The organism is Variovorax sp. J22P240 (genome assembly GCF_030316855.1).
Lineage (GTDB): Bacteria > Pseudomonadota > Gammaproteobacteria > Burkholderiales > Burkholderiaceae_C > Variovorax.
In genome coordinates this window covers 173968-192049 of sequence record NZ_JASZYR010000004.1, presented here as the reverse complement: position 1 = coordinate 192049, position 18082 = coordinate 173968, and the positions used below count along the sequence as shown (strand labels likewise).

The 18082-nt window shown below is 62.8% G+C and carries 12 protein-coding genes; 9 read left to right on the top strand and 3 right to left on the bottom strand.

Annotation, left to right across the window (positions count from 1 at the left end; genetic code table 11):
- Positions 1-8: 8 nt before the first annotated feature.
- Positions 9-1103, bottom strand: a complete 1095-nt coding sequence (locus tag QTI24_RS13410) for an MraY family glycosyltransferase (protein WP_286601048.1) — start codon at positions 1101-1103, stop codon at positions 9-11.
- Positions 1104-1153: 50 nt separating this feature from the next.
- Here QTI24_RS13410 and QTI24_RS13405 point away from each other — a divergent pair, with 50 nt between their 5' ends.
- Entirely contained in the window at positions 1154-1900 is a 747-nt protein-coding gene (locus tag QTI24_RS13405; protein ID WP_286601047.1) for a glycosyltransferase, read from the top strand.
- A 1-nt stretch (position 1901) separates the two neighbouring features.
- Here the strand turns inward: QTI24_RS13405 and QTI24_RS13400 are convergent, their stop codons facing one another.
- Positions 1902-2921 (bottom strand): glycosyltransferase family 2 protein, encoded by a 1020-nt coding sequence (locus QTI24_RS13400; protein ID WP_286601045.1) that lies wholly within the window; start codon positions 2919-2921, stop codon positions 1902-1904.
- A gap of 111 nt (positions 2922-3032) precedes the next feature.
- Between QTI24_RS13400 and QTI24_RS13395 the strand changes: the two genes are divergently transcribed.
- Genes QTI24_RS13395 through QTI24_RS13385 form a run of 3 tightly spaced genes read left to right on the top strand, consistent with a single transcriptional unit; the run spans position 3033 to position 5962 of the window.
- Entirely contained in the window at positions 3033-4451 is a 1419-nt protein-coding gene (locus tag QTI24_RS13395; protein WP_286601043.1) for a mannose-1-phosphate guanylyltransferase/mannose-6-phosphate isomerase, read from the top strand.
- Positions 4448-5251: an ABC transporter permease gene (locus QTI24_RS13390; protein ID WP_286601042.1), complete on the top strand. Its 804-nt coding sequence runs from the start codon at positions 4448-4450 to the stop codon at positions 5249-5251. The genes QTI24_RS13395 and QTI24_RS13390 overlap by 4 nt, the downstream gene beginning before the upstream one ends.
- 6 nt (positions 5252-5257) lie before the next feature.
- On the top strand, positions 5258-5962 hold the full coding sequence (locus QTI24_RS13385; RefSeq protein WP_286601041.1) for an ABC transporter ATP-binding protein: 705 nt from the start codon (positions 5258-5260) through the stop codon (positions 5960-5962).
- Positions 5963-5974: 12 nt separating this feature from the next.
- On the opposite strand, the gene QTI24_RS13380 is transcribed toward QTI24_RS13385, so the two are convergent.
- Positions 5975-7972, bottom strand: a complete 1998-nt coding sequence (locus tag QTI24_RS13380; protein WP_286601039.1) for a glycosyltransferase family 4 protein — start codon at positions 7970-7972, stop codon at positions 5975-5977.
- 593 nt (positions 7973-8565) lie between these two features.
- Here QTI24_RS13380 and QTI24_RS13375 point away from each other — a divergent pair.
- The 5 genes from QTI24_RS13375 to QTI24_RS13355 all read left to right on the top strand — a co-directional run bounded on the left by QTI24_RS13375 (position 8566) and on the right by QTI24_RS13355 (position 17971).
- Positions 8566-12282, top strand: coding sequence for a glycosyltransferase (locus QTI24_RS13375; protein ID WP_286601037.1), 3717 nt, complete (start codon positions 8566-8568; stop codon positions 12280-12282).
- A 101-nt stretch (positions 12283-12383) separates the two neighbouring features.
- Positions 12384-13829: an FkbM family methyltransferase gene (locus QTI24_RS13370; protein ID WP_286601036.1), complete on the top strand. Its 1446-nt coding sequence runs from the start codon at positions 12384-12386 to the stop codon at positions 13827-13829.
- Positions 13830-13879: 50 nt separating this feature from the next.
- Positions 13880-14854 (top strand): ADP-glyceromanno-heptose 6-epimerase, encoded by a 975-nt coding sequence (gene rfaD, locus QTI24_RS13365; protein WP_286601034.1) that lies wholly within the window; start codon positions 13880-13882, stop codon positions 14852-14854.
- Positions 14814-16289 (top strand): bifunctional D-glycero-beta-D-manno-heptose-7-phosphate kinase/D-glycero-beta-D-manno-heptose 1-phosphate adenylyltransferase HldE, encoded by a 1476-nt coding sequence (gene hldE, locus QTI24_RS13360; protein WP_353506091.1) that lies wholly within the window; start codon positions 14814-14816, stop codon positions 16287-16289. The genes rfaD and hldE overlap by 41 nt, the downstream gene beginning before the upstream one ends.
- Positions 16286-17971 carry an HAD-IIIA family hydrolase gene (locus QTI24_RS13355; RefSeq protein WP_286601031.1) on the top strand — a complete coding sequence of 562 codons (1686 nt, stop codon included), beginning with the start codon at positions 16286-16288 and terminating at the stop codon, positions 17969-17971. Before hldE ends, QTI24_RS13355 begins: the two co-directional genes overlap by 4 nt.
- Positions 17972-18082 lie beyond the last annotated feature (111 nt).

Below are 18082 nucleotides of genomic sequence, written 5' to 3'. Positions count from 1 at the left end.
GCGGAACGTCAGGGGCGCAGCCAGCGGGGCACCTTGAACCGCACGATCATCAGATAGGCAGCGACGTAAGTTGCCACGAACAGGGCGCAGAACGCCATCAGCACCGGCGTGTTGTTCCAGAACAGCACGGCCGGCACCACGGTCAGCGCCGCGAAGATCCACAGGTACGGCGAAGTCCGGTTGTTGCGCGCCAGCAGTTGGCGCGCTTCGTCATCCGCGAAAGCGACTCGGACGATGCGCCGGAAGATCAGTTGGTGAAAGTGCAGAGCATCCGCCGTGCCAGGGGATTGCCCCCGTGCGATCTTGCGATAGATGGAAAACACCGTCTCCCACACCGGATAGATCAGAAGCAGCATCGGGAACCAGGGCGAAACGACCCGGTGCCGCTGCACCAGCGTGACTGCGGCCACGGCAATCACCATGCCCCAGACGTAGGCGCCGCCGTCTCCGGCAAAGATCTTGCCGCGCGGGTAGTTCCAGATCAGGAAGCCGACAGTGGCGCCCACGAGGCAGATCACCATGGCGGCCAACTGCCGGTCACCCACCTGCAGTGCCACATGCGAGATGGCCAGGCAGACCAGGACGGCCACAGTCCCGGCCAGCCCGTTGTAGCCGTCGATGATGTTGAACGCATGCGGCAAGCCGCCAATGGCAAACGCCGCAAACAGAAGTCCCGCATAGGGAGCGGCCTGTATCCAACCGTCGACGGCGGCGACGCCGGTGCGTGACACGCCCAGATGGAGCACCCAGCACAGCAGCAGTGCGGAACCGATGGTGAGCCCGAGCCGGTATCGCACCGACACCCGCTGGGTCACATCCTCGATGATGCCGCCGAGCACGGCCGGGGCGATGCACAGCAGCGTAAGCGCAGAGGCCTTCAGCGGCCACGACACATTGAAGGGGTCCGATGGCACCCCCGCGACCAGCCAGGCGACGCCCATGCCTACAAAAATGCCGGCACCTCCCAGCCGCGGGACGTGGCCCTTGTGAAAGCGCTGCGGCATGTCGTGGCCGTAGCGCCGCGCATGCCGGCGCGCACGGCGCATGAAGATCTGCACGGCAAATGCAGAAAGGAGAAAACTGATGACGATCAGAGCAATCATGGGGTGGGGGCGGGAACTCTAGAATTCCCGAGCGAAATTAGACCATGCCGATGTCCCCTCCCCCCACTCCTCCCATCACCGTTTCGATCGTGAGTCATGGTCAGCTCGAACTGGTGCTCCCGCTGCTCGACGAGTTGGACCAGTTCAACCGAGGGATCGTCGCCAAGCTCGTGCTCACGCTCAACATCCCCGAGCCCGACCTGCTCGCTGGCCGTACCTGGGCTTTCGAGATCGAACGCATCGAGAACACGGAGCCCAAGGGCTTCGGCGCAAACCACAACCAGGCGTTTGCGCACTGCACCACCCCGTGGTTCCTGGTACTCAATCCGGACATTCGTTTCGACAGTGACGTGCTGACCCCCCTGGTCTCCCGAGCCGCTCGGGACAGCGGCCTGCTCGCGCCGCGAATCCTCGAACCCGGGAAGCCGACACCCGAGCAGCACCGCGCGATCATCACGCCGCTGGAAATCGTTTCACGCAAGCGTCCCGACTATGTTCGACCCGTGATCCCAGCCTGGATTCCGGGCCTGTTCATGCTGTTTCGCAGCGAGGCGTACCGCCAGATCGAAGGATTCGACGAACGCTTCTTCATGTACGGCGAGGACTTCGACATCTGCGCCCGCCTGCGCCTCGCGGGGTGGAAGCTGCAGATCGCGGAGCAACTGCAGGCCCGGCACGACGCTCGACGGGCAAGCCATCGGAGCAAGCGGCATCTCTATTGGCACGTGACCAGCCTGTTGAAGGTGTGGTCTTCGGCTGCGTTCTGGCGCTATTGGCGGCTGGAGCGGGCTGGCTGAGTCAGACCGATTCGAACAGGTCGCGCACCACGCCCCTGACACCGCGACCGAACTTGTTGTAGCGCCCCGTCAGGACTTCCCGCAGCACGGGCACCCAGCGCGCGATGCGTGACCTCGGCAGCGCCGCGCGAAAGCGCTGGTGAGCCACCTTCAGGCGCGCCTTTTCAATGAAGGCGGGCGGGATCCTGTCGCCGAGTTCGAGCAGTCGGGCAAGAAGAAGCTCTGCCTTGTAGGCGCGCTTGACGTGCGTGTCGCCGCGCGAGCCGAACGCCTTGCGCATCTTGTCGAGGAACGCATCGCGCCGCGCACCGATCTGGTTCTCTTCGTGCTGGCGGTAGTCGATCAGCTGATCTTCCAGCAGGTCCACGCGCCCAATGGCTGCGGCGATGATTCCGAGCCACTCGTCGTGCAGCCATTCCGAAGGAAATGGCAAGGCCGCGTCCAGCAGCGAGCGGCGGAAAATGGCAGTCGCGCCGGTCACCAGGTTTCGTCTTAGGAGCACATCGAACGCGTTGCCCCCATGGACTCGCTCCAGCTCGATGGGCTCGACCTCCAGCGCATGAAAGAGCGATTGCCCGAGATCGGTGAGCGCACCGTCGACCAATCGCGCATCGGTATGCAGCAACAGCAGGTCGGGGCGCCGCTCAAACTCGGCGGCCATTCGGGCGAGCCGCTCTGGCGGCCATGCGTCGTCCTGATCGCTGAGCGCGATCAGGTCGCCTTGGCACGCACGCGCAGCCTGCTCGAAATTCTTCGTCACGCGCAAGGGCGTCGCGTTCTGCAGCACGCGCAGCACCACCGAGGGCCCCGGATGTACGGCATTGCATTCCTCGACCGTCCGGCGGGCGATCTCGACGCAGCCATCCTTCGAGGCGTCGTCAGAAACCACGATCTCCCGGGGCCGCAGCGTCTGCAGGCAAATGCTGCGGATTTGCTCGCCAATGAAGCGCGCGCCGTTGTAAGTGCAAAGAGCAACGGAAACGGACACGTCGGCGGCAGGAGATTCGGGATGTGTGGTCAAGCGACGCCTTGAGCGAATGGGAGCGGCGGGATTATCCTCGCCGGGGCCCGGGCGCAGCCGGCAGGAGAGCGCCGGTAAAATCATCGGCCCTACTCAACGTATAGGAAAAAGATGCGCGTGCTTTCTGTGGTTCTCTCGGGAGGCTCCGGCTCCAGGCTCTGGCCTCTTTCCCGGCAAGCCTTCCCCAAGCCATTCATGAAGCTCGGCGACTCGACGCTCCTCCAGCAAGCCATCGAGCGCGGGCAGGCCTGCGGTACCGGCGACCTGATGGTCGTGACCAACCAGGACCACTTGTTCCTCACCAAGGACGTGTTGCGGCAGATGTCCGATGCGCCCGAGACCACTCTCCTGCTGGAACCGAAGGGACGCAACACGGGGCCCGCCATTGCGCTGGCGGCACTTGAATGCATCAAGAAGTTCGGCGGCGACACCGTGATGCTCGTGCTCTCGGCAGACCACCTGGTGCCTGACGTCGAAGCCTTCGTGGCCAGCGCCAGCCAGGCCTTCCGGCTGGCGGCACAGGGCTCGCTGGTTGTTTTCGGCATCAGCCCAACGACACCCGACACCGGTTTCGGCTACGTCGAGGTCGCAAATGTCTCGCGTGAAACCCAGCCGGCCAAGCGCTTCGTCGAGAAGCCGGACCTCCAGACCGCCCAGGAATACCTGGCCACGGGCCGCTACTACTGGAACAGCGGCATGTTCTGCTTCACCGCGGATGCGATCGTCTCGGCGTTCGAGAGGTATGCGCCGGAACTCCTGGCCGCAGCCCGCCGAGCCCTCGACTCGGCACAGGCCGATGGCAATGCAGTGCGCTTCAATGCGCATGCCTTCGGCCTCCAGCCGGACATCAGCATCGACTACGCGGTCATGGAGCGGGCCGACAACGTGCACGTCGTGCCCGCCAAGTTCGGCTGGAGCGACGTGGGATCCTGGCCTTCGGTCGCCAAGGCGCACGGTCCCGACGCCAGCGGCAACACCATGCCGCGCGACGTGGTGGCGATCGACACCACCGGCACCCACGTTCAGGTCGAAAGCCACGGGCCGAAGATCGTGGCCACGCTCGGCGTGAGCGACCTCGTGATCGTCGATACGCCCGATGCACTGCTGGTTGCCCACAAAGACAGTGCGCAGAAGGTCAAGACGGTCGTCGATACATTGAAGAACCGCAGGCACGAATCGGTGAACCTGCCCGCGGTGGTCCATCGTCCATGGGGCACCTACGCGTCCTTGAAGGAAGAGGACGGCTACAAGGTCAAGCGCATCACGGTCAAACCGGGCGAGTCGCTATCGTTGCAATACCACCATCAGCGCGCAGAGCATTGGGTCGTCGTTCGGGGAACCGCGATCGTCCAGGTGGGCGAGGTGGAACACAAGACACTGCCTGGCGAATACCGCTACATCCCACTCAAGGAGAAACATCGTTTGACGAATATCGGAAAGGATGAGCTGGTGCTCATCGAAGTGCAATGTGGCGTTTATCTCGGCGAGGACGACATCGTACGGCTGGCTGACACCTACGGTCGCGTATGAGCGAGGCACATTCCAATTTGCATCGCAGCGCGTGGGACGACTGGTGGGAAGGCACCCGTCGCACCGACATCTGGTGGACGCTGGCCTGGTTCGACATCGTCTTGCGCTATCGCCGGTCCATGCTCGGCCCGCTGTGGCTGACGCTCAGCATGGCGGCCATGATCGGGGGCATGGGCCCGCTCTACAGTTCGCTGTTCGGCACCGAGCTGTCCAAGTTCTTCCCGCACTTGGCTCTAGGCATCATCTTCTGGAGCTTCTTCTCCAGCATGGTGACGGACTCGTGCAATGCCTTCATCGGTTCGTCCAACTATCTCAAGCAGGGCTACTTCCCGATCAGCATGTTCGTCTGGCGGAGCATGGCGCGCAACCTGATCCAGTTCGTGCATCACATCGTGATCTACATACCGGTCGCGCTCTGGGCAGGAATTTCGCTGTCGTGGTCGGCCCTGCTGTTCTTTCCGGCATTCCTGCTTGTGCTGATCAACGCGCAGGCGTTGGGCCTCGTGCTCGGGCTCGTCTGCACGCGATTCCGCGATGTCACCCAGATCGTCACCAGCGTGATGCAGATGCTGATGTTCCTGACTCCCGTTTTCTGGCTGCCCGAAAACTTGCCAGGACGCGCTCAATACATCCTCTGGAACCCGTTCGCGCAGATGCTCGACCTTCTGCGTGCGCCCTTGATGGGCGGCGTGTCGCCGACCTTCAACTGGTGGGGCATTCTCGCGTGGACCGCGGTGAACCTGGTTCTTTGCAGCCTGCTCTTTGCGAAGTATCGCCGTCGCGTCGTCTACTGGCTGTAAAAGAACATGGCACTCATTTCTCTCAAAGACGTCTCGGTCAACTTTCCCATCTACGGCGCCGGTGCGGCTTCCTTCAAGAAGACGCTCGCCGCCTCCGTGACCGGAGGGCGCTTCGGCAAGGAAACCGGCGTCAACGTTGTTCAGGCGCTGAGCAATATCAATCTGGAACTCAAAAGCGGAGATCGCCTGGGCCTGATCGGCCACAACGGAGCCGGCAAGTCGACGCTGTTGCGAACCCTCGCAGGCGTCTACGAACCCTCCTCGGGCGAATTCGTTCGACAAGGCACCGTCTCCAGCCTGATCGATCCCTCGCTCGGCATCGAGGTCGACGCCACCGGGATCGAGAACATCATGCTCCGGGGCCTCGTGATGGGCATGAGCAAGAAGCAGATCGACGCGCTCACCCCCGAGATCTGCGAATTCAGCGGGCTCGGCGAGTACGTCAATATGCCGGTGCGCACCTACTCCACCGGGATGATGATGCGACTGGCCTTCTCGATCTCGACCAGTGTCCAGGCCGACATCCTGCTGATGGACGAATGGCTGTCCGTCGGCGACGCCGAATTCACCCACAAGGCCGAGCAGCGGATGAAGGACGTCGTGTCGAAATCCGGGATCCTGGTGCTGGCCTCTCACTCGCCGGATCTGATCGCCAAGGAATGCAATCGGGTCATCCACCTCGAGCACGGGCGCATCGTCGAGAAGTCCTGACGCGCGAGGACATCAAGGCGCTGCGCGGCGCAATGCCTTGATCTCCTCCAGGCGACTCGCGATGCGTGCGCCAGCCGCCGGCAGCGACAGGTTGGCTTCAGCGCTTGCCTTGGCGCGTGCGCCGAGTTCGCGCGCCCATTCCTGGTTTTCGTACAGACGCCTCATGAGCTTCGCCGCTTCCTCGATCGACGGCTCGGCCCATTCGAGGTCGGCTCCGTAGGGTGGGATCGGCTTGCCGAGCTTCACGAGCTTGTAGGGCACGAGCAAGCTGTTGCTCGCGTCCATGAAGTCCACGTTGCCGGAGAAGTTCGTCGCAATCACGGGCTTACCCATCAGCATCGCCTCGGCCATCGTCAGGCCCAGGCCTTCGCTGCGATGGAGCGAGACGTAGGCGTCGCAGGCGTCCATCAAGGACAGCACTTCGTCCGGACTGTAGACCTGGTCGATCACGGTGATGTTGGCACCGGCGGCCGCGCTGCGCAGCTCCTCGATCTGAGCCGGATGCCGGTCGCCGAAGGAAGTCTTGAGAACCAGGCGCACCGCGTCTCCTCCGCCGAACGCCTGTTTGAATGCTTGGATCAGGCCCAGCGGATTCTTGCGCTCCATCACGCTCACCATGTGGAAGGTGAAGAGGAAGGTGAACGGCTTCTCGTCGAGGCCGAAGTAGCCGCGGCTCCTGCGCTGGTAGGGCGCCAGCTTGACGCCGGGAAACAGCGTGCGCACAGGAATGGAAAGACGCGCACGCAGGCCGCGCGCGACGAACTCCGTCGCGGCCCAGGCCTCATCGGCCTTCTCCGCATGGGCGACCCACGACTCGGGGATCGAATCGAACTCCCAATACCAGTAGGCGATGCGGTAGGTCCTGGGCGCACGCTCGAACAGGTCGGCGCGCCGATAGGCCTGGTCGAAGAAAGGCTCGGGCTGGACATGGATGACCGTGATGTCATGGCATTCGGTGCCCCGGAACTCGGCATGGTGCGGGTCGTCCCTCGCATCCGTGCGCACGTCGCGCAACGAAGTCGACACGCCGACGGCATCGAGGCCCTCGACCATGGATTCGACGGAAACGCGAAGGCCGGACGGATAGCAAAAATGCCCGATGACATTAAGCCCCGGCTTCGCAAGCTGCCTGCTCAGGACCTCAGCGTCGAGGCCGCGGCACCAGTCGCGCGCGCGTTCGGGCAATGCGGCGTCGGGTGACGCCAGCCAGTCCATCAATCGCCGCGCGGCGTCTTCATCGGAGAGTGCGTCGGGGTGGGACGCTCGCCATGCGCTTCGCGCCCAGTAGCCCATGCGGATCTGCAGCACCGCCTCGTGCCAATCGGGCCAGGTATGGGGATCGGTCCAGCTTCCGGATGCGCCGTACTCCGCACGGAACCAGTCTGCAAACGCATCGCGACCGAACACAGTCAGGCCGTCGGGGTGCTGCGCCTGCCAGGCCGGTGCAAAGGAATAGGCGAGCATGAGTTCGCGACGCGGGTCCTGTTCGGCCTCCAGGAAGAGCCACCAGACCTCCTCGCGGCGCAAGCCCGCTTCCCTGGAACCCGAGCGCATGAACCAGCGGAAAAGATCGTGCATGCCAGCGGGCGTCAGGCCATGCGGCAGCAGCGAAACCAACGCTTCGTTGTTGAGCAGGGCTTGCCGCGCGCGATCACCAATGCCGGAATCCAGCGCTTCGCGCACGGCGCTCCATCCCGCAGACGACAAGCCGAATTCCGCCGCGCCTGCCTGTCGAAGCCATGCGCCGAATTCGCCCTCGGAGCCAGCCGACAAACCGGCTGGAAACGTGGCGCGAAGATCTCCGCGCCGGCGCCAGACATCCATGCAGAACCGAGCTGCCGACCAACGATCGGTCACTTCCTCGACTGGAACAGCGGGCCAAAGAATGTGGGCCACGGGCAGGTCGACTGCCCGCGACGCGCGTTCATCATCGAAGAGATCCAGCGCTTCGGTGGCAGCCACCGGGACACCACGTTGGCGCTGTGCCAACCGCGCCTGCTCACTCTTCATGAAAGGCGCCAGACCTGCGCTTGCCCTGGCCTCAGCGGTGGCGCGTTGCAAGCGTCCTTGTACGCGCTGCAAAAGGCGCCGCGACGGCGCTAGCCAACCAGAAAATCTTGTCATCAGTGGGAAGGAATCTAGGCTTGTGAGTCTAGTCGGTCAGGGGCCGATCCCGACGCCATCTAGAATCGATCCGCCGCTTGGTCTATGCGCTCTTGCTGGAGGCTCTCACGTCTCGCAGGAGTTCGAAAACACTACAAGACAGCCTGCCATGCCGACTACCCCCCACGGAAGAAAACTAGAGGATGTCTTACGCCGCGTCTCGGAGGCCTACAAGGACGGCCGTATCGCCAGCGGCCTCAAACGCCGCGCGAATGACGTTCTCCGACTTACGGCGGGCCAACTTGAGCACCGAACACGACTCAAGCGGATGGTCCTGTTGTGCCTTCGGGTAGTGCCTCCGCTGCACAAGCGCCTGAACGCGATGCTGGTTGCTTCGTCTCGTGCGGCGGCCATGAGATTCAGAGGTCCGGCGGACCTCTCACCCGCCGCCCAGAATGTCTTCCAGCGCCTCACGCGCCAGCACAGCACGAAGGGACGCGATGCGGATCGTCATTGACCTCCAGGGCGCCCAGTCGCCCGCAAATGGCACCCGCGGCATCGGACGCTACACGTCGGCACTCACCGAAGCCATGGTGCGCTCGGCACGCGGTCATGACATTGTCCTGGCCCTCAATAGCCAGTTTCCGGACTCCATCGACCAAGCAAAGGATCGATTTGGCACCTGGGTCCCAGCCGAGAATTTTCGAGTCTGGCGATCCGCGCCCTTCACGCCCTCGTCCAGCCCCGGCTACACGAGAGCGCAGGAAAAGCTGTACGAGGCGTTTCTTGCGAGCCTGCAACCCGATGCAGTTTTCATCACAAGTCTTTTCGAGGGTCTCGGCGACGCAACGGTGACCAGCATCGGCAGCTTTCTCTCGCTGCCCACGGCGGTCACCTTGTATGACCTGATTCCGCTGATCCATCAGCATCCGTATCTGGACAATCCGGCCGTGAGAAGCTGGTACATGCGCAAGATCGGGGCTCTCCGGCGCGCAAACATGTGGCTGGCAATTTCCGAGTCATCCCGCAGGGAGGGGATCGACCATCTCGGCTTCGATCCGGAGCGCTGCATCAATGTCTCGACGGCCGCAGACGAGCACTTCAGGAAGCTCGACATACCAGCAGAGCGCGAGCAAGCGGTGCGAGCGCGTTATGCGCTGCGCAAGTCGTTCGTCATGTACACGGGCGGGATCGACCATCGCAAGAATATCGACGGCCTGATCCGGGCCTTTGCGCTGCTGCCCCCCGAATTGCGCAACGGCCATCAATTGGCCATCGTCTGCTCCGCACGTCAGGAAGATCGGAATGCACTTCTCGAATTGGCACGAAAGCAGGGGATTCCTGACGGTGACATCGTCGTCACGGGGTTCGTTCCGGAACAAGATCTCGTCGAGCTCTACAACCTGTGTGCCCTCTTCGTCTTTCCGTCCTGGCACGAAGGGTTCGGCCTGCCGGCGTTGGAAGCCATGCGTTGCGGCGCCGTCGTCATCGGCGCGAACACGTCAAGTGTTCCCGAGGTCATCGGGCTTCCGGAAGCACTGTTCGACCCGCGGGACGACGCAGCCATTGCAGGCCTGATCGTTCAGGGCCTGACCGATCACGGATACCGGTCCATGCTCGTCGAGCATGGACGCCGGCAAGCCGAGAAATTCACCTGGGATGAGTCTGCGCGGCGGGCACTCGACGGTCTGGAACTGCTGCACAAAGCGAGCCAGAGTCCGCAGTCGAGAGCGCTCGGCCATCGTCGCCTTCGCCCGAGGCTGGCGTATGTTTCTCCGTTGCCACCGCAGCGAAGCGGCATTGCAAGCTACAGCGCTGAACTTCTGCCGGAGCTTGCACAGCACTACGACATCGACCTGATCACCGACCTGAAGAAGGTCGACGATACGCTGCTCGAGGCAAGCTTTCCGCGCAGGAGCCTCGATTGGTTTCGCGAGAATCACTCCGAGTTTGATCGAGTGCTGTATCACTTCGGAAACTCCGAATTTCATCAGCACATGTTCGATCTGCTGGCCGAGGTTCCGGGAACCGTCGTCCTGCACGACTTCTTCTTGAGCGGTGTGCAGGCACACAGGGAAGTCCACGGAGAGCAGGAGCACTGCTGGACCGAGGCACTTTACGTATCTCACGGCTACCTCGCGGTCGCAGAGCGCTATCAAGTCCACGATATCGCGGACATCGTTTTCAAGTACCCCTGCAACTTCGAAGTCGTCGCGCATGCCCAAGGCGTCGTTGTTCATTCCCAATACTCTGTCGAGCTCGCCAAGCAGTGGTTCGATGAATCGCTTTCTCAAGGATGGGCGCAGATTCCGCACCTGCGCGTCCTTCCTCCCGTCGTCCACAACGAGCGCGCGGCCGCACGCGGCGAGTTGGGGCTGAGCGCCAGCGATTTTCTGGTGTGCGCGTTCGGCCTTCTGGGTCCGACCAAGCTCAACCACCGCCTTCTTGCTGCGTGGCTGGCATCCCCCCTCGCGACCGAATCGAACTGTCATCTCGTATTTGTCGGCGACAAGGATGGAACCGTTTACGGCACCAAGCTGGAAGAGCAGATCGCTGCCGCCGGGAACCCAAGGATCAAGATTACCGGGTGGGCCGGCACCGATGTGTTTCATCGCTACCTGGTCGCTGCAGATCTGGCCGTGCAACTGCGCACTCAGTCTCGCGGAGAGACATCCGGGACAGTGCTCGACGCCATGAGCCGCGGGCTCGCGACGGTCGTGAATGCCAATGGATCGATGGCTTCGTTGCCGACAGATTCGGTGGTGATGCTGCCGGACGACTTTTCCGACCAGCAACTGGCCCATGCACTCGAGAACTTGTGGCGCAACCCTCCCGAGCGGTTGGCCCTGGGAGCACGCGGACGCCAATCGATCCAGTCGTTGAACGCGCCGGATTCGTGCGCGCGCGCGTACGCGCATGCGATTGAATCCTTTGCCGCGCGAGCTTCAAACGGTCGCGACGGACTGATCGAGGCCATTGGTGCATCCGACGGACTGGTCGAGGAGGCGGAGGCCGCTGAACTGGCCCGCGCAATCGCTTTCGCGCTGCCGCCCCCCTTGCCCATGCGACAGTTGTTCATAGACGTGTCGGAACTCATTCAGCGCGATGCGAAGAGCGGAATCCAGCGTGTCGTCAAGGCGCTCCTCCGGGCGCTTCTGGACGCGCCGCCGGCAAACTACAGGATTGAGCCGGTCTACGCAGAGACAGGTCGGCACGGCTATCGCTACGCTCGAAAGTTCATGCTGGGCTTCCTTGGGTGTCCGGTCGATGCCCTCCAAGATGCCGCGGTGGATTTCCGACGCGACGATATTTTTGTGGGGCTCGACTTGCAGCCGCACTTGGTGCCAGAACAACGCACGTACTATCGCGAATTGCGGCATGCAGGCGTTCGTGTCGAGTTTGTCGTTTATGACTTGTTGCCAATCCTTCTCGAGAAGCGGTTTGCCGCCGGTGCGGCGGAGAACCATGCGAAGTGGTTGAAGGTTGTCGCCGAAAACGACGGGGCCCTCTGCATCTCGCAGGCGGTCGCGGATGAACTGACGTCCTGGCTCATCGAAAACGTGCCTGAGCAGCAGCGAAAGGACTTCAACGTTCGCGCGTTTCAATTGGGTGCAGACGTGGACTCTGCATCGCCGACCACAGGCCAGCCCAAGGACGCGACTCGGACGCTGGAGTCGATCTCGTCACTTCCCAGCTTCCTGATGGTCGGCACCGTCGAGCCGCGCAAGGGGCAATTGGCCGCGCTAAACGCGTTCGAGCAGCTATGGGCCAAGGGAGTGCAAGCCGGTTTGGTGATCGTGGGAAAGCAAGGATGGATGGTCGACGACCTCGCTGCGCGGCTGCGGCATCATCGCGAGTTGGAGAAAAGGTTATTCTGGATCGAGGACGCCAGCGACGAATATCTGGAAAAGCTGTACGCAGCATCGACGTGCCTGCTTGCAGCATCTGAAGGAGAGGGCTTCGGATTGCCGCTGATCGAAGCTGCCAAGCATGGGCTCCCGATCCTGGCGAGCGACCTGCAAGTCTTCAAAGAGGTGGCGGGTACATATGCTTACTATTTCGAAGGAGGCAATGCGTCCTCGCTGGCAGAGGGAGTGGTCGCGTGGCTGGCTCGTTTCGGACGGGGCGAGCATCCGCGATCTGAGAAAATGCCATTCCTCACCTGGCGGCAGAGCGCCGAGACTTTCAAGGCGGCTTTGATCGACGCGTCCATATAGGGATCTCACAAGTGCCTCGAATCAGTTGCGCAACTGCAAGTCTTTTTCCCCGGAACAGTGCGGCTATATCGGGCTGCCGGCCCATGCACATTTAACGACTCATGACGTTCACTTCATACGCGCAGAATTTTGAAGACGTCATGCTCTGGCGCGCGCTCAAGCATGTACCTGCCGGGCGGTACATCGATGTCGGCGCCCAGGATCCCCTGATCGACTCGGTCAGCAAGGCGTTTTACGACCGAGGCTGGCGCGGCATCCATGTCGAGCCGGTTCCGCGCTATGCGGACATGCTGCGCAGCGACCGCCCCAATGAGACCGTGCTGCAACTGGCGCTGTCGGACCAAGCAGGCATCCTCGAGCTCAGCGTATTCGAGGACACCGGACTGAGTACTGGCGTCAAGGAGTTCGCGCAGAGCCATCACATTCGGCACGGACTTGCGCACAGCGTCGTTCCGACGCCGATGCTGCCCATGAAGACCGCATTCGCATCGCTCGAGGGTCAACCGGTGCATTGGCTCAAGATCGATGTCGAGGGGCTGGAGGAGGCAGTGTTGCGCGGCTGGGACAGCCAGACGCTGAGGCCGTGGATCATCCTGATCGAAGCCACCGTGCCGATGTCGACCGAGGTTCGTTACCAGGGCTCCGAAGACATACTTTTGTCCGCCGGCTACGAGTTCGTCTATTTCGACGGACTCAATCGCTTCTATGTGGCGGCCGAACACCCGGAACTGAAAGCCGCCTTCGCCACCCCGCCCAACGTGTTCGACGGCGTGCGCCTCAGCGGGCTGGCCAACTCCGAACTGTGCCGGGGCTTGCTGGAACAGCATCGCACGGCGACGCAGGAGATCGAGGAGGCCCACCGCACCGAAATCAACCTGCTCAGGGACGCGCACGCGGCCGAGACCAAGATGCTTGGCGGGCGCATCGACCAAGCCCTCGAAGCGGGGGCCGCAGCGCAGCGCAGGCTTGCCGATCAGGAAGAACAGGCCCGGCTTGCCGTTCAGGCCGCAGTCGCGACGCGGCAGCATCTGGACGCCGACCTGGCCAGGATGCTTGGTGGGCGCATCGACCAAGCCCTCGAAGCGGGGGCCGCGGCGCAGCGCAGGCTTGCCGATCAGGAAGAACAGGCCCGCCTTGCCATTCAGGCCGCAGGCGCGACGCAGCAGCATCTGCAGCAGCAGCTCGACGCCGTCCTGAACAGCACCTCCTGGCGGCTCACGGCGCCGATTCGTTCGGTGGGGACGCGGTGCCGGCGGCTGCTGTCGGCGCTTCGCGAGGGGCGCATCACGAGCGGCATCAAGCGCCGCATCAAGTCCGTGCTGCGCGCCTTCGCCCTCGTCGTCGTGCGGCACCCCGCGCTCAAGCGTGGCGTCCTGGCATGTCTTCGCCTAGCGCCACCTTTGCACCGGCGAGTCCGCGCGATGCTGGCGCCACCGCCGATTGCGCCGAGCACTGCCCCCCAGGCGCCAAGCCAGCCGGCGACGGCCATGTCGCCTGCAACACGCGCTGTGTACCTCAAACTCAAGGCGGCCAGCGCACGCGATTGAGCGCGCCGGCGCGCTCTCTTTTTTCCAAGCCATTGGTCGGAGCACTGCAAATGATCATCGTCACTGGAGCGACAGGCTTCATCGGTTCGAACCTCGTCGCCCACCTGAATCAGACAGGGCTCACCGACATCGCCATCGTCGACTGGCTGGGCACGGGCGAGAAATGGAAGAACATCGCGAAGCATCGCTTCGCCGAGTTCGTCTTTCCACAGGATTGCGCCGAATTTCTGAAGACCACCACGCACGCCGTCGAGGCTGTGTTTCATCTCGGTGCGATCTCTTCGACGACCGCCACCGATGGGGATGAAGTGGTCAGCAACAACCTCCAGTTCTCCATGAACCTCTGGAACTGGTGCGCTTCGCGGAAGGTTCCATTCTTCTATGCATCGTCCGCTGCAACCTACGGCGATGGCGATCAAGGCTTCGACGACACGCATGACATCGCCCCGCTGCGCCCACTCAACCTCTATGGCTGGTCGAAGCAGGCCTTCGACCGATGGGCGCTCGGGCAAGCCGAAAAGGGTGTAGCGCCGCCTAGGTGGGCCGGCTTCAAGTTCTTCAACGTGTACGGCCCCAACGAGTATCACAAGGCCGACATGATGAGCATCGTCGCAAAGAACCATTCACGGGTGGTCGCCGGAGAGCCCATTCACCTTTTCAAGTCGCACCGCCCCGACTTCAAGGACGGCGAGCAGTTGCGCGATTTCGTCTACGTCAAGGACTGCTGCAAGGTCATGTCCTGGTTTCTGGCCGGCACCCGGCAGAACGGCATCTACAACCTGGGGACAGGCTCGGCACGCTCGTTTCGGGATCTCATCGAGGCCGTCGGAACCGCATGCGGCATCAACCCCGACATCCAGTACGTCCCGATGCCCGAGAACCTTCGCGGAAAATACCAGTACTTCACGCAGGCAGCCATGCAGAAGTTGCGAGACGCTGGCTATGACGCCGACTTCTATTCGCTCGAAGCAGGGGTGGCCGACTATGTCCAGGGCTACCTCAACACTCCCGACAAGTTCGCCTGACATGCATCAGCCCTCCCCTACCGCAACCAAGCCGCGCATCCTCGTCGTCGGCGACATCATGCTCGATCGCTATGTGATCGGCGAGGTGTCGCGCATCTCTCCGGAAGCACCGGTTCCGGTACTGGCGGCGAAGCACGAGGAGAATCGGCCCGGCGGTGCGGCCAATGTCGCCGCGAACATTTCCGCCATGGGCGGCAACGCGACCCTTCTGGCGGTCGTCGGCGAGGACAGTGCTTCTGCCGAGCTCGATACCTGCCTGCAGCGCTTTCAGGTGACGCCGCTGTTCGTGAAAGACCCTCAGGGCGGCACCACCCAGAAGACCCGGCTGGTCGCCGGCGCGCAGCAGATCGCCCGCGTCGACCGCGACGTTTACCCGACGCCTCAGATCCAGCAACGCCTGCTCGACGAATACGAGCGTCAAGTCGGCACCTACGACCTAGTGGTACTTTCCGACTATGCCAAGGGCACTCTGGACAATCTGCCCGAATTCCTCGACGCGGCCGCCAGGCTCGGCGTGCCGACGCTGGTGGATCCGAAACGAGTCACCCCGGAGTTCTATCGCGGCGCGTTCCTGCTGAAACCCAACAACAGCGAGTTCGTCGGGCTTTTCGGCGCCTACGCGTCCGACCAGGAACTGGTCGCCAAGGCCAGAGACGCGATCGAGAGCCTTCGACTCGAGCACCTGGTCATCACGCGTGGCGCCAAGGGCATGGTCATCGTCAGCGCCGGTGGCCGCGCGGACTTCGTCCCCACGCGAGCGCGTGATGTCTTCGACGTGTCCGGCGCCGGCGACACGGTGCTCGCTGCGCTCGCGATGGAGTTGTCGGCCAGGCGTTCGATCTCCGACGCCGTACAGCGCGCGAACATTGCGGCGGGCATCGCGGTATCCCACCCTGGCACGTACGTGGTCAGCGAAGACGAGATCGAGGCCGAAGTGAATGCCTCCACCCATGAACACCCCAAGGTGCTGACCGAGGATCAGCTCAAGGTTGCGTTGGTCAATCCCAGGATGCACGGCAAGAAGGTCGTCTTCACCAATGGCTGCTTCGACATTCTCCATCCCGGTCATGTGCGGCTGCTCAAGGCAGCACGCGCCCTGGGAGACATCCTGGTGCTGGGGCTGAACTCCGACGACTCCGTGCGCAAGCTCAAGGGCCCCGGCCGGCCGATCAACAACTTCTCCCATCGAGCCGAAGTCCTGGCCGGCCTGTCCTCGGTGGACTACATCGTTGAATTCGACGCGCCGACTCCGCTCGAGACCATCCAGTACGTATTGCCGGACATTCTGGTGAAGGGCGGGGACTACCCGGTGGCAGACATTGTCGGCTACAGCGAAGTGACAGCTCGGGGCGGCCAGGTCATCGCCCTGGATTTTCATGATGGTTACTCGACGACTCGCATCGTCAACGAGATCAACAAGACCAGGAAGTCGTGACGTTGGTGGAAAATTTCGAGGAGCTGCGCGCACGCGCCAGCAATTGGCTGAGCATCGACGCACTCCCGCTATGGCTCGATCGGGGATACGACGAGAAGTTCGGGCTTTTTCACGAAAGGCTGGATTTCTCGGGTCGGCCGGTCGAGGGGGTGCCGCGGCGCCTCATGGTGCAATGCCGCCAGTTGTATGTACTGGCACACCTGAGCCTGCGCGGCATGCGCGACAACCGCGCCCAGATTGATCGCACCTGGCAGCAGGTGTTGCGCCGCTACTACAGCAAAGAGTTGCCGCATCGCTGGGCGTTCTCCATCGCCCGCGACGGGACGATCCATGACCCGAAGTGCGATGCCTACACGCTGGCGTTCCTCTTGTTCGCGCTCGCATGGCTCTATCGCCTCAAGCCAGACCCTGGCTATCTCGCGCTGGCCGACGAAGTCTTCGATATTCTCGAAGGCCCACTGGCCGCCAGCAACGGGGGCGTCATTGATGCGATCCCGCGGCCCGATGCATTCCTGCGCCAGAACCCGACCATGCATCTCCTCGAGGCCTGCCTGGCGCTCTACGAATCGACCGGCCGTGCGCAGGATCTGGCACGGGCGAGCGCACTACATCAGATCTTTTCCGAGCGCATGCTCTGGCGCACGGAGGCCGCATTGCCGGAACTGCATGACGACGCCTGGCGAGCGCACGACGTCGCGGGCAATTGGTACGAGCCCGGCCACCACTTCGAATGGGTGTGGCTTCTGCGGCGCTTCTCGATGCTGAGCGGCGTCAACGTCGATGAAGATGTGAAGGTCTTGCTGTCTCGCGCGGAACGCGAAGGCGTCGATGCCGGGAATTTCGCGGTCGAACGCGTCGGCATCCTTGATCGGACCACCGTCGACAGCCGTCGCTCTTGGGGCACGTGCGAGTACCTGAAAGCCTGCGCCGCCGAAGCGGAGGCGGCCCCAGCCGAAGCCGGCAAATGGCGCGATAAGGCTGCGAAGGCGCTCGCGGCGCTCCAATCAGGTTTCCTTTCGCTCGACCCACCGGGACTGTGGCGCGATCGCATCGACGCGGCAGGGCGCAAGCTGTCAGAGGACGTCCCCGCCAGCAGTTTCTATCACTTCGTTCTTGCGCTCATGGAGTGCGAGCGGGTATTCGGCCGGATCGTCCGGCCAGTTCCGTTCGCCACCGGAAGGACCGCCCTGTTTCTGGATCGGGACGGCGTGATCAACCTCGATACGGGCTATCCCAGCAAACCCGAGGACATCACGTTCGTCGACGGAGCAAGCGACGCGATCCGTTTCGCCAGATCCCAAGGCCACAGCGTCGTCGTCGTGACCAATCAGTCGGGCATTGCGCGCGGCTATGCAAGCGAAGCGCAAGTGCTCGCGCTGCACCGATGGATGGCGGCCCGCCTCGATGAAGAAGGCGCGCAGGTCGACGCCTGGTATCACTGCCCCTACCACGATCAGGCGAAGATTCCTGCGTACGGACACGGGGATCACTTCGATCGAAAGCCAAACCCCGGGATGCTGCTGCGTGCTGCGAACGACCTGCACATCGACCTTGCCAACTCCTTCCTGATCGGCGACAACGAATCGGACGTTCTGGCTGCATCGCGCGCAGGCGTTTCGGGCCACCTCTTCAAGGGCGGCAGCCTTCTTCAGTTCGCAAGGCCAATCCTGGCAAGAAGCTGAATCTCCACCCTCGACTCCGCAAGACATTTCTCCAGAAGATCCGATGCGAATAATCATTGACATGCAGGGAGCCCAGACTGAAAGCCGATTCCGCGGAATCGGCCGATACAG

Bases quoted from the DNA above. Each gene is read 5' to 3' on its own strand.
- QTI24_RS13410 (WP_286601048.1), bottom strand. From the start codon at position 1,103: ATGATTGCTCTGATCGTCATCAGTTTTCTCCTTTCTGCATTTGCCGTG.
- QTI24_RS13405 (WP_286601047.1), top strand. From the start codon at position 1,154: ATGTCCCCTCCCCCCACTCCTCCCATCACCGTTTCGATCGTGAGTCAT.
- QTI24_RS13395 (WP_286601043.1), top strand. From the start codon at position 3,033: ATGCGCGTGCTTTCTGTGGTTCTCTCGGGAGGCTCCGGCTCCAGGCTC.
- QTI24_RS13390 (WP_286601042.1), top strand. From the start codon at position 4,448: ATGAGCGAGGCACATTCCAATTTGCATCGCAGCGCGTGGGACGACTGG.
- QTI24_RS13385 (WP_286601041.1), top strand. From the start codon at position 5,258: ATGGCACTCATTTCTCTCAAAGACGTCTCGGTCAACTTTCCCATCTAC.
- QTI24_RS13380 (WP_286601039.1), bottom strand. From the start codon at position 7,972: ATGAAGAGTGAGCAGGCGCGGTTGGCACAGCGCCAACGTGGTGTCCCG.
- QTI24_RS13375 (WP_286601037.1), top strand. From the start codon at position 8,566: ATGCGGATCGTCATTGACCTCCAGGGCGCCCAGTCGCCCGCAAATGGC.
- QTI24_RS13370 (WP_286601036.1), top strand. From the start codon at position 12,384: ATGACGTTCACTTCATACGCGCAGAATTTTGAAGACGTCATGCTCTGG.
- rfaD (WP_286601034.1), top strand. From the start codon at position 13,880: ATGATCATCGTCACTGGAGCGACAGGCTTCATCGGTTCGAACCTCGTC.
- hldE (WP_353506091.1), top strand. From the start codon at position 14,814: ATGTCCAGGGCTACCTCAACACTCCCGACAAGTTCGCCTGACATGCAT.